Genomic DNA, 18,523 nt, shown 5'->3' with positions numbered 1-18,523 from the left:
TCAGGCAGGAACCCCATGATGGACGCCTTCGAACTTCCCCGCACTCTGGTCCAGTCCCTTCAACGCCGCGCCGCGCAGACCCCGGACCAGGTGGCCCTGCGCTTCCTCGCCGACTCTGCCGAGCAAAACGTTGTGCTCAGCTACCGTGACCTGGACCAGCGCGCCCGCGCCATCGCCGCCGCCTTGCAGGCCAATGCGGCGTTGGGCGAGCGCGCGGTGCTGTTGTTCCCCAGCGGCCCGGACTACGTCGCGGCGTTCTTTGGCTGCCTGTACGCCGGGGTCATCGCAGTGCCGGCGTATCCGCCAGAGTCCACGCGCCGGCATCATCAGGAGCGCCTGCTGTCGATCATCAGTGACGCCGAACCGCGCTTGCTGCTGACCATCGCCAGCCTCGGCGACGGCCTGGCGCAGATCGAAAACGCACCCCCGGTGCTGAGCGTCGACACCCTGGATGCACAGCTCGCCGAGCGCTGGGTCGAACCCGAACTGCACGCCGACGACATCGCCTTCCTGCAATACACCTCCGGCTCCACCGCATTGCCCAAAGGCGTGCAAGTCAGCCACGGCAACCTGGTGGCCAACGAAGTGCTGATCCGCCGTGGCTTCGGCATCGACCTCAACCCGGATGACGTGATCGTCAGCTGGCTGCCGCTGTACCACGACATGGGCCTGATCGGCGGCCTGCTGCAACCGATCTTCAGTGGCGTGCCGTGCGTGTTGATGTCGCCGGCGTACTTCCTTGGCCGGCCGCTGCGTTGGCTGGAGGCGATCAGTGAATACCGCGGCACCATCAGCGGTGGCCCGGACTTCGCCTACCGCCTGTGCAGCGAGCGGGTCAGCGAATCAGCCCTGGAGCGCCTCGACTTGAGCACCTGGCGCGTGGCCTATTCGGGCTCTGAACCGATCCGCCTCGACACCCTGGAGCGCTTCGCCGAGAAGTTCGCGACGTGTGGCTTCACCCCGAACAATTTCTTCGCCTCCTACGGCCTGGCCGAGGCGACCCTGTTCGTCGCCGGCGGCACCCGTGGCCACGGCATCCCGGCCTTGCGCCTGGATGAACAGGCGTTGGCCGCCAACCGCGCCGAACCGGGGCAGGGCAGCGCGATCATGAGTTGCGGCACCAGCCAGCCGGAGCACGCGGTGTTGATCGCCGACCCGCACACGCTGAGCGAACTGCCGGATAACCACGTCGGCGAACTGTGGGCCAGCGGCCCGAGCATCGCCCACGGTTACTGGCGCAACCCGCAAGCGTCGGCCAAGACGTTTGTACAACACGCCGGTCGCACCTGGCTGCGCACCGGCGACCTGGGTTTTATCCGCGAGGGCCAGGTGTACATCACCGGCCGCCTCAAAGACCTGCTGATCGTGCGCGGCCATAACCTGTATCCCCAGGACATCGAACAGACTGTGGAGCGCGAAGTGGAAGTGGTGCGCAAGGGCCGCGTTGCCGCTTTTGCAGTGAATGACCAGGGCCTGGAAGGCATCGGCATCGCCGCCGAAATCAGCCGCAGCGTGCAGAAAATCCTGCCGCCCGAGGCGCTGATCAAAGCCATCCGCCAGGCCGTGGCCGAGGCGTATCAAGAAGCCCCGAGCGTGGTGGTGCTGCTCAACCCCGGCGCCTTGCCGAAGACCTCCAGCGGCAAAGTGCAGCGCTCGGCCTGTGCCCTTCGCCACGCCGATGGCAGCCTCGACAGCTACGCGCAGTTCCCCGACCTGCAAGCGCAAGCGAGCGATGCGGCGTTGGAATCCGATCTGCAAAACCAGATCGCCGCCATCTGGTGCGAGCAGTTGCAGGTCGCAACCGTCGCGGCCGATGACCACTTTTTCCTGCTCGGCGGTAACTCCATCACCGCCACCCAAGTGGTCGCCCGCCTGCGCGAAACCCTGGGGCTGGAGCTGAACCTGCGCATGCTGTTCGAAGCGCCGACCCTGGCGAGCTTTGCCGCAAGCGTTGCGCAATTGCAGCAGGACGGCGGCGTTGCTCAAGGCGCGATTCATGCCTTGTCGCGCCAGGACGACCTGCCGCAATCCCTGGCGCAAAACCGCCTGTGGATCACCTGGCAACTTGACCCGCAGAGCAGCGCCTACACCATCCCCGGCGCCTTGCGTTTGCGCGGCGAGTTGGACGAAGACGCGGTGCGCGCCAGCTTCCAGCACTTGATCGAGCGTCACGAAGCCCTGCGTACGCGTTTCTACGAGCGCGACGGCCAGGCCTTCCAGCGTGTGCAGGCAAGCGCCGAATTCGACCTGCAAATTATCGACCTCAGCGACCTGCCGGGCGCCGAGCGTGAGGCGCGCGCGCAGCAGATCCGCGAAGACGAGGCGCGCACCCAGTTCGACCTGGAAAAAGGCCCGCTGCTGTGGGTGACCCTGGTGCGCCTGGACGATGAAGATCACCAATTGCTGGTGACGCTGCACCACATCATTGCCGACGGTTGGTCGCTGAATATCCTCATCGACGAATTCTCGCGCCTGTATGCCGCCGCAACGCAAGGCCAGACCCTGGAGCTACCACCATTGGCCCTGCAATACGCCGACTACGGCAGCTGGCAGCGCCAATGGCTGGCCGAAGGCGAAGGCCAGCGGCAACTGGCGTACTGGAAAACCCAGTTGGGCGAGGAACATCCGAGCCTGAGCCTGGCCACCGACCATCCGCGCTCGTCGCAACAACGCCACAGCGCGTCGCGCCATAGCGTGCGCCTGGAGGCCGGCCTCAGTGCAGCGATTCGCCAGACCGCCCAAGACCACCAAGCCACCCCGTTCATGCTGCTGCTGGCGGCGTTCCAAAGCCTGCTCTACCGCTACAGCGGCCAGCGCGATATTCGCATCGGCGTGCCGAATGCCAACCGCCCGCGCCAGGAAACCCAAGGCCTGATCGGCTTCTTCATCAACACCCTGGTGCTGCGCGCCGAGCTGGATGGCCGTCTGCCGTTCGATCAATTGTTGGCGGCTACCCGTCAGGCTGCGTTGGGCGCCCAGGCGCATCAGGACCTGCCGTTCGAGCAACTGCTGGAAGCCTTCCCGCACGCCCGCGAACAGGGCCTGTTCCAGGTCATGTTCAACCACCAGCAACGCGACCTGAGTGCCTTGCGCCGCCTGCCGGGCATGCTCGCCGATGAGTTGCCCTGGCACAGCCGCGAGGCCAAGTTCGACCTGCAACTGCACAGCGAAGAAGACCGCAACGGGCGCCTGAGCCTGTCGTTCGACTACGCCGATGAGCTGTTCGAAACCAACACCATCCGGCGTCTCGCCGAGCACTTCATTAGTCTGCTGCACGCCGTGTGCGAGCAACCGCAACAGGCCATCGGCGACTTGCAGCTGATGCAAGCCGACGAACAACAGCCGTGGAGCGCCGCGCCGTGCACGCCGGCGCAGCAGTGGCTGCCCGAGCTGCTCAGCCAACACACCGCGGACAACACCGCGTTGGTCTGGCAGGACGGCAACCTGACCTTCGCCCAACTGCACACCCAGGCCAACCGCCTGGCCCATTACCTGCGTGACAAGGGCGTTGGCCCGGATGTGTGCGTGGCCATCGCCGCCGAACGCTCGCCGCAACTGTTGATCGGCCTGCTGGCGATCATCAAGGCCGGTGGCGCCTATGTGCCGCTCGACCCGGATTACCCCGCCGACCGCCTGGCCTACATGCTCCAGGACAGCGGCGTGCACCTGCTGTTGACCCAAACCTCACTGCTCGATCTGCTACCGGCACCCGAAGGCGTGTGCGTGATCGCCATGGACAGCCTGCACCTCGACAGCTGGCCGACCCAAGCACCGGGTTTGCACCTGCATGGCGACAACCTCGCCTACGTGATTTACACCTCCGGCTCCACCGGCCAGCCCAAGGGCGTGGGCAATACCCATGCGGCGCTGGCCGAGCGTTTGCAGTGGATGCAAGCCACGTATCAACTCAACGACACCGATGTGCTGATGCAAAAAGCACCGATCAGTTTCGACGTGTCGGTGTGGGAGTGCTTCTGGCCATTGATCACCGGTTGCCGCCTGGTGCTGGCCGGTCCCGGCGAGCATCGCGACCCGCACCGCATTGCGCAGTTGGTGCAGGAACACGGCGTAACCGCCCTGCACTTTGTGCCGCCGCTGTTGCAGCTGTTTATCGATGAGCCGCGGGTGGCCGAATGCACCAGCCTGCGCCGCCTGTTCTCCGGCGGTGAAGCCTTGCCCGCCGAACTGCGCAACCGCGTCTTGGCACAGTTGCCGGCGGTGCAATTGCACAACCGTTATGGCCCGACGGAAACCGCGATCAACGTCACCCACTGGCAGTGCCATGCCGAAGACGGCGAACGCTCGCCGATTGGCCGGCCGCTGGGCAATGTGATCTGTCGCGTGCTGGACGAACACCTCAACCCATTGCCGGCCGGTGTGCCGGGCGAATTGTGCATCGGCGGCATCGGCCTGGCGCGCGGTTACCTCGGCCGCGCCGGGTTGACCGCCGAACGTTTCGTCGCCGACCCACTGGGCGAGGCGGGCACACGCCTGTACCGCACCGGTGACCGCGTGCGCTGGAGCGCTGACGGCGTACTCGACTACCTCGGCCGGCTCGATCAGCAGGTCAAACTGCGTGGCTTTCGCGTGGAACCGGAAGAAATCGAAGCACGCCTGTTGGCCATGGACGGCATCGCTCAAGCCGTGGTGCTGGTGCGTGACCAGCAACTGATCGGCTACTACACCGCCAGCACTGCGCTGGACGAGCAGCAGGTAAAAACCGCCCTGGCCGCCGAGCTGCCGGAATACATGGTGCCCGCGCAACTGCTGCGGCTGGAGGCGATGCCGCTGAGCCCCAGCGGCAAACTGGACCGCCGTGCCTTGCCGGCGCCGGTGTGGCAAACCCGTGAACACATCGAACCCCAAACTCCGTTGCAGCAGCAGATTGCGGCAATCTGGCGCGAAGTCCTCGGCCTGCCTCGCATTGGCCTGGGCGACGACTTCTTCGCCCTCGGTGGCCACTCGTTGCTGGCCACGCAAATCATCTCGCGCACCCGCCAGGCCTGCGACGTCGAGCTGCCGCTGCGCACCTTGTTCGAAGCCAGCGAGCTGGGCGCGTTTGCCGAGCAAGTCGGGCTGATCCAGGCCTCGGGCCAGCGCAACCAGCAAACCGCTATCGCCAAGGTCGACCGCAGCGCGCCGGTGCCGCTGTCCTATTCGCAGCAGCGCATGTGGTTCCTCTGGCAGATGGAACCGGACAGCCCGGCGTACAACGTCGGCGGCATGGCGCGCCTGCGTGGCGTGCTGGATGTGGGGCGTTTCGAGGCGGCGTTGCAAGCCTTGATCATGCGTCACGAAACCCTGCGCACCACCTTCCCGAGCCTCGACGGCGTGGCCCAGCAAAAGGTCGCGCCGCAAACCGGCCTGCGCATGGACTGGCAGGATTTCTCGGCGCTCACTGAAGCCGAGCGTCAGCTGCGCCTGCAACAACTGGCCGACCACGAAGCCCATACACCTTTCAACCTGGAAACCGGGCCATTGCTGCGCGCGTGCCTGGTCAAGGCCGGCGAGCAGGAACACTACCTGGTGCTGACCCTGCACCACATCGTCACCGAAGGCTGGGCGATGGACATCTTCGCGCGTGAACTCAGCGCGCTGTACGAGGCTTTTATCGACGAGCGCGATTCGCCGCTGGCGCCGTTGCCGGTGCAGTACCTCGACTACAGCGTGTGGCAGCGCCAATGGCTGGAGTCCGGCGAGCGTCAGCGCCAACTCGACTACTGGATCGGGCAGCTTGGGCATGAGCATCCACTGCTCGAACTGCCCGGCGACCGCCCGCGTCCGCCGGTGCAAAGCCATCAGGGCGAGCTGTACCGCTTTGACCTGAGCGATGAACTGGCCGCCCGCGTGCGCGCCTTCAATGCCGAACGCGGCCTGACCCTGTTCATGACCATGACCGCCACCCTGGCCGTGTTGCTCTACCGCTACAGCGGCCAGACCGACCTGCGCATCGGCGCGCCGGTGGCCAACCGCATTCGCCCTGAAAGCGAGGGCCTGATCGGCGCATTCCTCAACACCCAGGTGCTGCGTTGCCAGCTCACTGGGCAGATGAAGGTGGGCGAGTTGTTCGAGCAGGTGCGCCACACCGTGATTGAAGGCCAGTCCCATCAGGACCTGCCGTTCGATCATTTGGTGGAAGCCCTGCAACCCCCACGCAGCGCGGCCTACAACCCGCTGTTCCAGGTGATGTGCAACGTGCAGCGCTGGGAATTTCAGCAGAGCCGCCAACTGGCTGGCATGACCGTCGAGTACCTGGCCAACGACGCGCGTGCGACCAAGTTCGACCTCAACCTGGAAGTCACCGACCTCGACCACCGCCTGGGTTGCTGCCTGACCTACAGCACCGACCTGTTCGACGAACCGCGTATTGCGCGCATGGCTGAGCATTGGCGCAACTTGCTGGAGGCACTGATCGCCAACCCGCAGCAGCGCCTCAGCGAATTGCCGTTGCTGACCGCCGTCGAGCAGCGCGCGTTGCAGGACAGCCTCGGTATGGAAGCGGGCGAGCATCGCCTCGATCAGTGCATTCATCAGTTGTTCAGTCAGCAGGCGAGCAAGCGTGCCGATGCGCCGGCACTGACCTTTGCCGGTGAAACCCTTACCTACCGCGAACTGGACGACCGCGCCAACCGCCTGGCGTGGATGCTGCGCGAGCGCGGCGTGGGCCCACAGGTGCGCGTCGGCCTGGCGTTGCCGCGTTCTCTGGAAATGGTGATTGGCTTGTTGGCGATTCTCAAGGCCGGTGGCGCCTATGTGCCGCTCGACCCGGAATACCCGCTGGACCGCTTGCACTACATGATCGAAGACAGCGGCATAGGCCTGCTGCTCAGTGACGCGGCACTGTTCGAAGCCCTCGGTGAACTGCCGGCGACGGTGGCGTGCTGGTGCCTGGAAGATGACCTGCCGATGCTCGCCAATTACCCGGCCGACGAGCTGCCCTTTATCAGCTTGCCGCAACATCAGGCGTACTTGATCTACACCTCAGGTTCCACCGGCAAGCCCAAAGGCGTGGTGGTGTCCCACGGTGAAATCGCCATGCATTGCCAGGCGGTGATCAAGCGCTTTGGCATGCGTGCGGACGATTGCGAACTGCACTTTTATTCGATCAATTTCGACGCCGCCACCGAGCGTTTGCTGGTGCCGCTGCTCAGCGGCGCGCAGGTGGTGTTGCGCGCCCAGGGCCAGTGGGATGCCGAAGAAATCTGCGCGCTGATTCGCACCCATCGCATCAATATCCTCGGCTTCACCCCAAGCTATGGCAGCCAGTTGGCGCAGTGGCTGGCGACTCAGCAGCAAACCTTGCCGGTGCGCATGTGCATCACCGGCGGTGAGGCGCTGACCGGCGAACACTTGCAGCGTATCCGCGCAGCGTTTCAGCCCGAGGTGTTTTTCAACGCCTACGGCCCGACTGAAACCGTGGTCATGCCGCTGGCCAGTCTGGCGCCCGAGCACGTGGAGGAGGGCGCTGGCAGCGTGCCGATCGGCAGCATCATTGGCGACCGCGTGGCCTACATTCTCGACGCCGACCTGGCGCTGGTGCCGCAAGGTGCGACCGGCGAGTTGTATGTCGGCGGGGCCGGTCTGGCCCAGGGTTACCACCAGCGCCCGGGCATGACCGCAGAGCGTTTTGTCGCCGACCCGTTTGCTACCAATGGCGGGCGTTTGTACCGCACCGGCGACCTGGTCCGCCAACGCGCCGATGGCCTGGTGGAGTACCTGGGCCGTATCGACCATCAGGTGAAAATTCGCGGTTTCCGCATTGAACTGGGTGAAATCGAAACCCGCCTGCTGGAACACCCAGCGGTGCGTGAGGCGGTGGTGCTGGCGCTGGATTCGCCGAGTGGCAAACAGTTGGTGGCTTATCTGGTCAGCGACGCCGACCACGGCACACTGCGCGACGCGCTCAAGGCACACCTTAAGGCGCAACTGCCGGACTACATGGTGCCTGCGCACCTGATCGTGCTGGACAGCATGCCGCTGACCGCCAACGGCAAGCTCGACCGCCGCGCCTTGCCGCAACCGGACCCGGAGGCGAACCGCCAAGACTACGTGGCGCCACGCAACGAACTGGAGCACACCCTGGCCGCGATCTGGTGCGCCGTATTGAACGTGCAGCAGGTCGGCATGGACGATAATTTCTTTGAACTGGGCGGCGACTCGATTCTGTCGATCCAGGTGGTCAGCCGTGCGCGGCAGGCCGGGATTCACTTCAGCCCGCGCGACCTGTTCCAGCATCAAACCGTGCAAACCCTGGCGGCCGTGGCCACGCGGTCCGAGCGGGTCAGCGCCGAACAAGGGGTGCTGACGGGCAGCTCGGGCCTGACGCCGATCCAGCATTGGTTCTTCGATACGGCGATTCCGAATCGTCAGCACTGGAACCAGGCGTTGCTGCTCAAACCGCTGCAACTGCTCGACCCTCATCGCCTGGAGCAAGCGCTGCTGGCCGTGCTGGAACACCACGACGCCCTGCGCCTGAGCTTTACGCCGCGCGACGCCCAATGGCACGCCGAGCACTTGGCCGTGCCGCGAGGCGGCGTGCTGATGCAGGCGCAAGTGCGCGATATGGCGCAGTGCACCGCGCTGTTCACCGATACCCAACGCAGCCTCGACCTCGAACACGGTCCGCTGCTGCGCGCCTTGCTGGTGGATGGCCCGCAGGGTCAGCAACGCCTGCTGATCGCGATTCATCACCTGGTGGTGGATGGCGTGTCGTGGCGCGTATTGCTTGAGGACCTGCAAACGGTCTACCGCCAACTGAGCGACGGCCAATCGGTCAGCCTGCCGGCCAAGACCAGCGCCTTGCGTGATTGGGCTGCGCGTTTGCAGGCCTATGCGAGCAGTGAATCCCTGCGTGAAGAGTTGAGCCTTTGGCAAGACCGGTTGGCCGGTGCTGCGGCGGTATTGCCGGTGGATCGCCCACACGGTTCGCTGCTCACTCGGGATGCCGACACAGTCAGCGTGCGCCTGGACGCGCAACACACCCGCCAGTTGCTGCAACAGGCGCCAAGCGCCTATCGCACTCAGGTCAACGACCTGCTGCTGACGGCGTTGGCCCGTGTGCTGTGCCGCTGGAGTGGTCACGATTCAGCGCTGGTCCAGCTGGAAGGCCATGGCCGTGAAACCTTGTTTGATGACATCGACCTGACCCGCAGCGTCGGCTGGTTTACCAGCGCTTACCCATTGCGCTTGACCCCGCAAGTTGAGCAGGGCGCGTCGATCAAGGCGATCAAAGAGCAACTGCGCGGCGTGCCGCACAAAGGTTTGGGCTATGGCGTGCTGCGTTACCTGGCGGACGATCTGTGCAAGCAGACCATGGCTGCACTGCCAAGCGCCGACATCACCTTCAACTACCTCGGCCAGTTCGACCAGAGCTTCGGCGCCGATGCGCTGTTCCACCCGCTGGATGAGCCAGCCGGCCTGGCGCATGACCCGCAGGCGCCGTTGCCCAATGAGTTGAGCGTCGACAGCCAGGTGTACGGCGGCGAACTGGTGCTGCGCTGGACCTTCAGCCGCGAGCGCCACGATCAACAGACCATCCGCGAACTGGCCGAGGCCTACCTGGGCGAACTGCAAAGCCTGATCGCGCATTGCCTGAGCGACGCTGCCGGCGGCCTCACGCCGTCGGACTTCCCGCTGGCGCACCTGACCCAGCCACAACTCGACAGCCTGCCGGTGCCGGCCAGCGCCATCGAAGACGTGTACCCGCTGACGCCGATGCAGGAAGGCCTGCTGCTGCACACTTTGCTGGAACCGGGCACGGGCCTCTACTACATGCAGGACCGCTACCGCATCAACAGCGCGCTCGACCCGCAGCGGTTTGCCCAAGCCTGGCAGGCGGTGATCGCCCGTCACGAAGCCTTGCGCGCGTCGTTCTGCTGGAACGTCGGCGAAGACATGCTGCAAGTGATCCACAAGCCGGGCAGCACGCCGATCGAGTACCTGGACTGGAGCGCCGATCCGGAAAGTGAACAGGAGCCGCGCCTGCAAGCCTTGCTCAAGGCCGAGCGTGAAGCCGGTTTCGATCTGCTTAACCAGGCGCCGTTTCACCTGCGCCTGATCCGCGTCGGTGAAGCGCGCTACTGGTTCATGATGAGCAACCACCACATCCTCATCGATGCCTGGTGCCGTTCGCTGTTGATGAATGACTTCTTTGAAATTTATATGGCCCTGGGCGAAGGTCGCGAAGCACAGTTGGCCACACCGCCGCGCTACCGCGATTACATTGCCTGGCTGCAACGCCAGAACCTCGCCGAAGCGCGCCAGTGGTGGCAGCACAACCTGCAAGGTTTCGAGCGCACCACACCGATCCCGAGCGACCGGCCGTTCCTGCGTGAACATGCGGGCCATAGCGGCGGCATGGTGGTGGGCGACTGCTACACCCGCCTTGAGGCACGCGACGGTGCGCAACTGCGTGAACTGGCGCAGGCCCATCAACTGACTGTCAACACCTTCGCCCAGGCGGCATGGGCGTTGGTGCTGCGTCGCTTGAGCGGCGAGCGTGATGTGTTGTTCGGCGTTACCGTGGCCGGGCGCCCGGTGGACATGCCCGAGATGCAACGCACTGTCGGCCTGTTCATCAACAGCATCGCGCTGCGGGTGAAACTGCCTGAAGACGGTCAGCGCTGCAGCGTGCGCCAGTGGTTGAGCGGCTTGCTTGACAGCAACATGCAGCTGCGCGAGTACGAGTACCTGCCGCTGGTGACCATTCAGGAACACAGCGAATTGCCCAAGGGCCAACCGCTGTTCGACAGCCTGTTCGTGTTCGAGAACGCGCCGGTGGAAGTCTCGGTGCTGGACCACGCGCAAAGCCTGAATGCCACCTCGGATTCCGGCCGCACCCACACCAACTTCCCGCTGACCGCGGTGTGCTACCCGGGCGATGACCTAGGTTTGCACCTGTCCTACGACCAGCGTTACTTCGACGAAAGCACCGTGCAGGGCATGCTCGGCGAGTTCAAACGCCTGCTGCTGGCGCTGGTGCAAGGCTTCCATGGCGACATGGCCGACCTGCCGTTGATTGGCGCGCAGGAACGTGAATTCCTGCTCGACGGCTGCAACCAGAGTGAGCACGTCTACCCATTGGAGCGCAGCTATGTCGAGCTGTTCGAGGCGCAGGTGGCCGAGCATCCACAGCGCATCGCCGCCAGCTGCCTCGACCAACAGTGGAGTTACGACGAATTGAATCGGCGCAGCAACGGTTTGGGTCACGCGCTGATCGCAGCAGGCGTTGGCCTGGACCAGCCGGTGGCACTGCTGGCCGAGCGCAACCTCGACTTGCTGGGCATGATCATCGGCAGCTTCAAGGCCGGCGCCGGTTATCTGCCGCTGGACCCAGGCCTGCCAAGCCAGCGCCTGAGCCGGATTATCGACTTGAGCCGCACGCCGTTGCTGGTGTGCACCGAGGCGTGTCGCGAGCAGGCGATTGAATTGCTGGAAGGCACCGACTGCCAACTGTTGGTCTGGGAGGAAGTGCCGGGCCGTGGGGAAAATCCAGGTGTCTACAGCGGCCCGGACAACCTCGCCTACGTGATCTACACCTCGGGCTCCACCGGCCTGCCCAAAGGCGTGATGGTCGAACAGCGCGGCATGCTGAATAACCAGTTGAGCAAAGTGCCTTATCTGGACCTGAGCCCGGCGGATGTAATCGCCCAAACTGCGTCGCAAAGTTTCGATATTTCCGTGTGGCAATTCCTCGCTGCGCCGCTGTTTGGCGCGCGGGTGGATATTGTGCCGAACACCCTTGCCCATGACCCGCAAGGCTTGCTGGCCCATGTGCAGGCCCAGGGCATTACTGTGCTGGAAAGCGTGCCGTCGCTGATCCAGGGCATGCTCGCCCAGGAACGCATGAGCCTGGACGGCCTGCGCTGGATGCTGCCGACGGGCGAAGCGATGCCGCCGGAGCTGGCGCATCAGTGGTTGCTGCGGTATCCAGACATTGGCCTGGTCAACGCTTATGGCCCGGCGGAATGTTCGGATGACGTGGCGTTCTTCCGCGTCGATCTGGCGTCAACCCAAAGCACTTATTTGCCGATTGGCACCCCGACCGACAACAACCGGTTGTATGTGCTCGATGGCGCACTGGCGTTGGTGCCACAGGGCGCGGTTGGCGAGCTGTGTGTGGCAGGGACTGGTGTGGGCCGTGGTTACGTCAGCGATCCGTTGCGCACGGCGCAGGTGTTTGTGCCCAACCCGTTTGGCGCACCCGGCGAGCGTCTCTACCGCACCGGTGACCTGGCACGTCGGCGCAGCGATGGCGTGCTGGAATATGTGGGGCGTATCGACCACCAGGTGAAGATTCGCGGCTACCGCATCGAGCTGGGTGAAATCGAAGCGCGCCTGCATGAACAGCCGCAGGTGCGTGACGCCGCGGTGGGCGTACAAGAGGGCGTCAACGGCAAGCACTTGGTGGGTTACCTGGTGGCGGCGGATGAATGCCTCAACCCGAGCGAGCGCCTGGACCGCATCAAGCAACGCCTGCGCGCAGAGCTGCCGGAATACATGGTGCCACTGCACTGGTTATGGCTTGAGCGCCTGCCGCTGAACGCCAACGGCAAACTCGACCGCAAGGCCCTGCCGGCGTTGGAGATCGGCCAGTTGCACAGCCAGGATTACTTGGCGCCGCGCAACGAACTGGAAACGACGTTGGCGGCTATCTGGGCCGAGGTACTGAAAGTCGACAAGGTGGGCGTACAGGACAACTTCTTCGAGCTGGGCGGGCATTCGTTGCTGGCCACGCAGATTGCCTCCCGGGTGCAGAAAACCCTGCAACGCGATGTACCGCTGCGGGCGATGTTTGAGTGCAGCACGGTGGCGGAGTTGGCCGAGTACATCGAGGGCTTGGCGGCGAATGAGATCAGTGCCGAGAAGGTGGATCGGTTGAGTGATTTGATGGCGGAGTTGGAGGGGCTTTAAGGAAAACTGGAACAACTGGCGGTGAGAGAAATTGTGCTTATTTCCGCCTTTGTTTGTAGGATATCGACCTCGAGTGGCGTAGGTGGTTTCCATAATACTGTTTTTATATACAGTGTTTTAAGGGCTGTTGCCTGATGGGAAGCAAATGAGTGAAAAACGGGCCTGTGGCAAAAAAAGGCAACTCCGTTAGGTTGAGGTTCTCTCCTTCAGGAAGGGAGAGTTCTTAATCACTATCAATGGAGTCACACATGAACAAACCACACACCCAGACACCTCTTCGCCATGGTCGTGTCACGTCCCCTTCCAGCCGTGGCGCAGTCGCCGTGGATCTCGGCCTGCTGGCTACCTGGCAGGTCAATGAAATGGAAGGCGGCAAGAACTTTCCGGCACTGATTGCCGGTCCGTTCCCGGCGCCTTATCAAACCGACAGTGACAGCGTCACCCCACCCGCCGACGGCTTCATCCTCAGCGGCGGCAAGACCGATGCCCGTGACTGCATCAACTTCACCAACGAGGAAATGGCCAAGAAACTCAACCGTGCTTTCACCTGGCCGCTGCTCAATGTCGACCCGGGTCAGACCTTCGAGGTCACCTGGGAATACACCGCGCCGCACACCACCCGTGGCTATCGCTGGCTGATCACCAAGGATGGCTGGGATCCGAAACAGCGCATCACCCGTGCACAACTGGAAACCCAGCCGTTCGCCGAAGACTTCTATACCCAGGTGCCGTACTTCAGCCATGCAGGTGAACTGAAGGCCAAGGTCAATCACGAAGTGAAACTGCCGGCCAACAAAAAGGGCAAGCATGTGATCGTATTGATGTGGATCGTCGCCAACACCGGCAACGCCTTCTATCAAGCCTTCGACGTGGACTTCAAATAAGCCCGCGCCGTTAAACCCATACGTTCTGAAGGATTAGAACATGACAAATATTGACTTCAACTCACTGAAATCGCCGCTGAACGATGTCGCTTCGCTGATGCCGAGCATTGCCGGCAAAAAGATCCTCATGGGCTTCTGGCACAACTGGCCTGCCGGCGCGAGCGACGGTTACCAGCGTGGCCAATTCGCCAATATGAACCTGGCGGACGTGCCGAAGGATTACAACGTGGTGGCCGTGGCCTTCATGAAAGGCAACGGTATCCCAACGTTCAAGCCATACAACCTTTCCGACGCCGAGTTCCGCCGCCAGGTGGGCGTGCTAAACAGTCAGGGCAGGGCGGTGCTGATTTCCCTTGGCGGCGCTGATGCGCACATCGAGCTGCATAAAGGCAACGAACAGCCACTGGCCAACGAGATTATCCGCCTGGTGGAAACCTATGGCTTTGATGGCCTGGACATCGATCTTGAACAGAGCGCGATTGATTTCGCCGACAACAAGACTGTCCTGCCCGCCGCGTTGAAACTGGTCAAGGACCATTACGCCGGTGAAGGCAAACACTTCATTATCAGCATGGCGCCGGAGTTTCCTTACCTGACCACCGCCGGCAAATACGTCGGTTACATCCAGGCGCTGGAAGGCTATTACGACTTCATTGCCCCGCAGTATTACAACCAGGGGGGCGACGGGATCTGGGTGCAGGAGGCCAACAACGGCAACGGTGCCTGGATTGCCCAGAACAACGACGCGATGAAAGAGGATTTCCTGTTTTACCTGACCGAAAGTCTGGTGAGCGGAACGCGAGGGTTTACCAAAATCCCGGCGGACAAGTTCGTCATTGGTCTGCCGGCCAACGTCGACGCAGCCGCCACCGGTTATGTGATCAACCCCGCAGCCGTGACCAATGCATTCAAGCGTTTGGACGCCAAAGGGCTGTCGATCAAGGGCCTGATGACATGGTCGGTGAATTGGGACAACGGGATCAGCAAAAACCACGTGCCCTACAACTGGGAATTCAGCCGCCGTTATGGGCCGTTGATCACAGGCACTCATCTGTCTGGCCTCGGTGAGGATGAGGCGGATCTCGACGTCGCCAATCGGCGGTAGCGCAAAGAGACATCGGGCAGACGTGCCTGATCTCAAACAGCTATGTTTATGAGCTGATCGTTGGCTTTATCAAATAGAATCCGATGCCCTCTTTGGGCATCGGATTTTCTGCGTCAGGCTCAAGTTTTCATCCGGTTTTTATGAATTTGCTTTGCTCGTTTCTGTTGCGCAAGCCCGAAGCAGTCTTAGGCAAACGCCGATTACTTGGGCCCCAGAATCTTCGCCAGCTTGTCCGGCGACGGTGCGCCTTGCTGTTGCTGCAACCCGCCTTTGTCATCCAGATAGAAAATCGCCGGCGTCGCCGACAATTCCAGCTCTTCCATCAACTTCATGTTGGCATCGAGCTTGGCTTCGATGTCCGCCGGGATCTTGTCCAGCGCCTGCAATTTGCTGCCTTTGCCGGCGGCTTCGTGTTCTTCCAGGGCTTTTTGCGGGTCTTTGGCGGCGAACAGCGCAGCCGACTTGCCTGGGCTGTCCTCGCGGATAATGCCCACCATGATGTGGCGCAACTGCACCTTGCCGGCTTTTACCCACGGCCGTGCCTGTTCCCAGAACATGTTGCAGTACGGGCAGTTGGGGTCGCTGAACAGGTAGACGATACGTGGCGCGTTTTTATCGCCGTCCTGAATCCAGTTGCTGTGTTCCATCTTGGCCCAGACTTCCTTGGCCATCGGCGCATACACCAGTTTTTCCAGGGGCGCGCTGCTCAGGTCTTTACCGTCGGCGTCGTACAGGTTGCCGGCAATCACACTTTTGCCGTCGGCGGTCAGGTACAGCGCCATGCCACGGTTCTGGTACTGCGCGGCGTAGCCAGTGAGGCCGCTGGGCGCATCGAACTTGCCGAGGATCTTGGCGCCTTTGGCTTCGATCTGTTTGATCGGTGCCGGCCAGTCTTCGGCCTGGGCCAGGGTGGCCGCGAGCGTCAGCGGCAGCAGGGTCAGCAGGTGGCGGAGGCTTGGCATGTCGGTTTCCTTTCAGGGGCGGTGTCGAAGGGTTCCATGGCACGGGCCAGGCTGGCTTGGGACAGCTCACCGAGGTGGCTGTTGATCAGGCGCCCATCGGCTTGGTAGAACAGCGTGGTCGGCAAGGCCATGGAGCCCACGGCCTGGCCGAGTCGGCCGCTGGCGTCAAACAATACGTTATCGAGGGTCAGGCCTTGGGTCGCGAGGAAGGTGCTGACGCTTTGCATGCTTTCGGCCTGGTTGACGAACAGGAAGGTCACGTCGGGGCGCTGGTGCTGGGCGCGCTCCAGTACCGGCATTTCCCGGCGGCACGGTGGGCACCAGGTGGCCCAGAGGTTGATCACCAGCGGGCCGCCTTTGTAGTCGGCCAGTTGCACCACGTCGCCATTGGCGTTGCGCAAGGTGATGTCCGGCAGTTGCGCGCCTTTGTCGTACAGGCTCAGCGATAAACTGGTCAGGCCCCAGAACACCAAGCCCGTGACCACCCCGGCGCTCAACGGTTTGCGCAGGGCAGGGCGGCGCCAGCCGTACAACAGGGCGCCGAGTACCAGTGCAATCACGCCGGGCCAGGCGAGGAAACCACCGTCGCGCAGGTCGACCATCTGCAGGGGATCGCGGCTGTAATCGCTCCAGTACATCACGACAAAGCTGACGCGCGCGGCCAACATGCCCAGCAGGAACAGGGTGAACAGCACCGATTCGGGGTTTTCGCCGCCACGCTTGGCCACCCGCCAGCCCACCAGGGTGGCGAGAATCAACGCGCTGATCAGCAGGATGTGATTCAGGGCGATGGCGAAGGTGCCGATGGTCAGGGTCAGCATCAGCGTGCGTCTCGGGTTTGCGTCCAGCGTTGCAGGAAGGCGGCGGCATCCACTTCGCCGGTGATGCGTTGGGCGCGACGTTCTTCACCGTTGGGGCCGATCCACACAAAGCTCGGTGGTCCCGGTACCTTGTAGCGACCCAGCAGCTCACGGCTGGCAGCGTTGTCGGCGGTGACGTCGAGGCGCAGCAGGCGCACATCTTTAAGAGCGTCCATCACCTCCGGTTTGCCGAATACCTGTTTTTCCATGATCTTGCACGACACACACCAGTCGGCGTAGTAATCCACCAGCACCCATTGGCCCTGGGCCTTGGCACTGTCGAGCTGGGTCTGCAGCACGGCCGGGTTATTGATGGTCATGAACGCGTCATGGGCGCTCGGTGCGGCGGCAGCCCGCGAGCCACCGTAGACTTTCAGCGGTTGCCAGAGGTCGTCGCTGCCACCGGCCGCGCCCACCACCAGCACTGCGCCCCACAGGCCCAGCACCAGGGAGCCTGCGCCAAACACTTTGGCCGCCAGCCCGTATTCGCGCGCCAGGCCCCAGCCGCAGTAAGCCATCACCAGGGCCAATACGCCCCACAGGCCGAGCCACAGGCTTTCGCCGACCACCGGGCGAATCATCAGCACCGCGGTGCCCAGGAACAGGAAGCCGAAAACGCCCTTGAGCACGTTCATCCAAGTGCCCGGTTTCGGCAGGAAGCGGTTGCCCACCGTCACCAGCAGCAACAGCGGGATGCCGATGCCGATGCCCATGGCGAAGAGAATCAGGCCACCGTGCAGCGCATCGCCGCTCTGGGCGATATACAGCAGCGCGCCGGCCAGTGGCGCGGTCATGCACGGCCCCACCAGCAAGCCGGAGAGCGCACCGAGCACGCCGGCGCCTACCAGGCTGCCGCCGCTTTGCTGACGGCTGACGTTGTCCAGGCGATCACGCAGGAAGGCCGGCAATTGCAGTTCAAAGAAACCAAACATTGGAAGGGCGAGGATCACAAACAGCGCGGCGAAACTGCCAAGAATCCACGGCGTTTGCAGCCATGCTGCGAGGTTGCCGCCGAGCAGCGCGGCCAGTACGCCCAGCGCTGCATATACCAGCGCCATGCATATCACGTAGCTGCTGGCCAGGGCGAAACCACGACGCGGGCTCGCGCCACTGCCGACCACCAGGCCTGCGAGAATCGGCAGCATCGGCAGCGAACACGGGGCAAATGCCAGCAGCAGGCCCAGACCAAAGAACACCAGCAGGCTCCAGCCCAGGCTGCGCTGTTGCAGGCCGCTGGCCAGGCTCTGGTCCTGGGCTTGTGCGGTGGCGGCGACGGCGGGGTTGCCGCCCAGGTCCACGGTGATCGACTGCGGCGGGTAGCACAGGCCGGCATCGGCACAACCCTGCCAGCCGAGCTTGACCTGGCCGGTGGCGCCGGCCGGAATCTTCACTTCCAGGCCCTGGCGATACACTTGCTGCTCACCGAAGAACTCGTCGCTGTGGGCTTCGCCTTGCGGCAATACCGGCTTTTCGGCCAGGCCGTCGAACTTCATGCGTTGCTGGTACAGGTAGTAACCGTCGGCAATCTGCCAATACAGCTGGGTCTCGCCAGACTCCAGGCGTTCGGAGGTAAAGGTGAAGGCTTTGCCCACCGGGAGGAAATCGGGTTTGCTTTCAAAAGGGTTGCCCGGCGCGGCCTGGGCGAATCCCGCGAACATTACCAGTAGAAAGGTAAACAGATGCCGCATGGTCAAGCCTTAGTTTGGTGCAAGTTAGGGACACAATGTGTGGCGTTGATTAACCGATGATTAACCGGGGGCTATTCTAAAGTGAAGGGCGTGTCTGAGCGCGCCTCTTTTC

The 18,523-nt window shown here is 63.2% G+C and carries 5 protein-coding genes and 1 pseudogene; 3 read left to right on the top strand and 3 right to left on the bottom strand.

Translation table 11 applies throughout. The features are described from left to right. Positions 1–15 precede the first annotated feature (15 nt). The 3 genes and pseudogenes from ABWL43_RS20505 to ABWL43_RS20495 form a co-directional block, all read left to right on the top strand. Positions 16–12,912, top strand: coding sequence for a non-ribosomal peptide synthetase (locus tag ABWL43_RS20505; protein WP_404483990.1), 12,897 nt, complete (start codon positions 16–18; stop codon positions 12,910–12,912). A gap of 248 nt (positions 12,913–13,160) precedes the next feature. Next, the gene (locus tag ABWL43_RS20500; RefSeq protein ID WP_404483987.1) at positions 13,161–13,796 is read left to right on the top strand and encodes a lytic polysaccharide monooxygenase auxiliary activity family 9 protein; all 636 of its coding nucleotides are present in this window, start codon (positions 13,161–13,163) and stop codon (positions 13,794–13,796) included. Positions 13,797–13,836: 40 nt separating this feature from the next. After that, positions 13,837–14,835, top strand: a pseudogene (locus ABWL43_RS20495) (chitinase); the annotation flags it as partial. Between the two features lie 266 nt (positions 14,836–15,101). Here ABWL43_RS20495 and dsbG read toward each other — a convergent pair. From dsbG to dsbD, 3 genes are read right to left on the bottom strand one after another with little or no spacing between them, the layout of a single operon-like run. Next, the gene (gene dsbG, locus ABWL43_RS20490; protein ID WP_404483984.1) at positions 15,102–15,863 is read right to left on the bottom strand and encodes a thiol:disulfide interchange protein DsbG; all 762 of its coding nucleotides are present in this window, start codon (positions 15,861–15,863) and stop codon (positions 15,102–15,104) included. After that, positions 15,839–16,684 (bottom strand): TlpA disulfide reductase family protein, encoded by an 846-nt coding sequence (locus tag ABWL43_RS20485; RefSeq protein WP_106576499.1) that lies wholly within the window; start codon positions 16,682–16,684, stop codon positions 15,839–15,841. The genes dsbG and ABWL43_RS20485 overlap by 25 nt, the downstream gene beginning before the upstream one ends. Continuing rightward, complete coding sequence (dsbD, locus tag ABWL43_RS20480; RefSeq protein ID WP_404483981.1) at positions 16,684–18,411, bottom strand: protein-disulfide reductase DsbD; 1,728 nt, start codon at positions 18,409–18,411, stop codon at positions 16,684–16,686. Before dsbD ends, ABWL43_RS20485 begins: the two co-directional genes overlap by 1 nt. Between the last annotated feature and the right edge of the window lie 112 nt (positions 18,412–18,523).

It is taken from the genome of Pseudomonas sp. HT11 (assembly GCF_044875395.1).
Classification (GTDB): Bacteria; Pseudomonadota; Gammaproteobacteria; order Pseudomonadales; family Pseudomonadaceae; genus Aquipseudomonas.
This window is presented reverse-complemented; position numbering and strand designations above follow the sequence as displayed.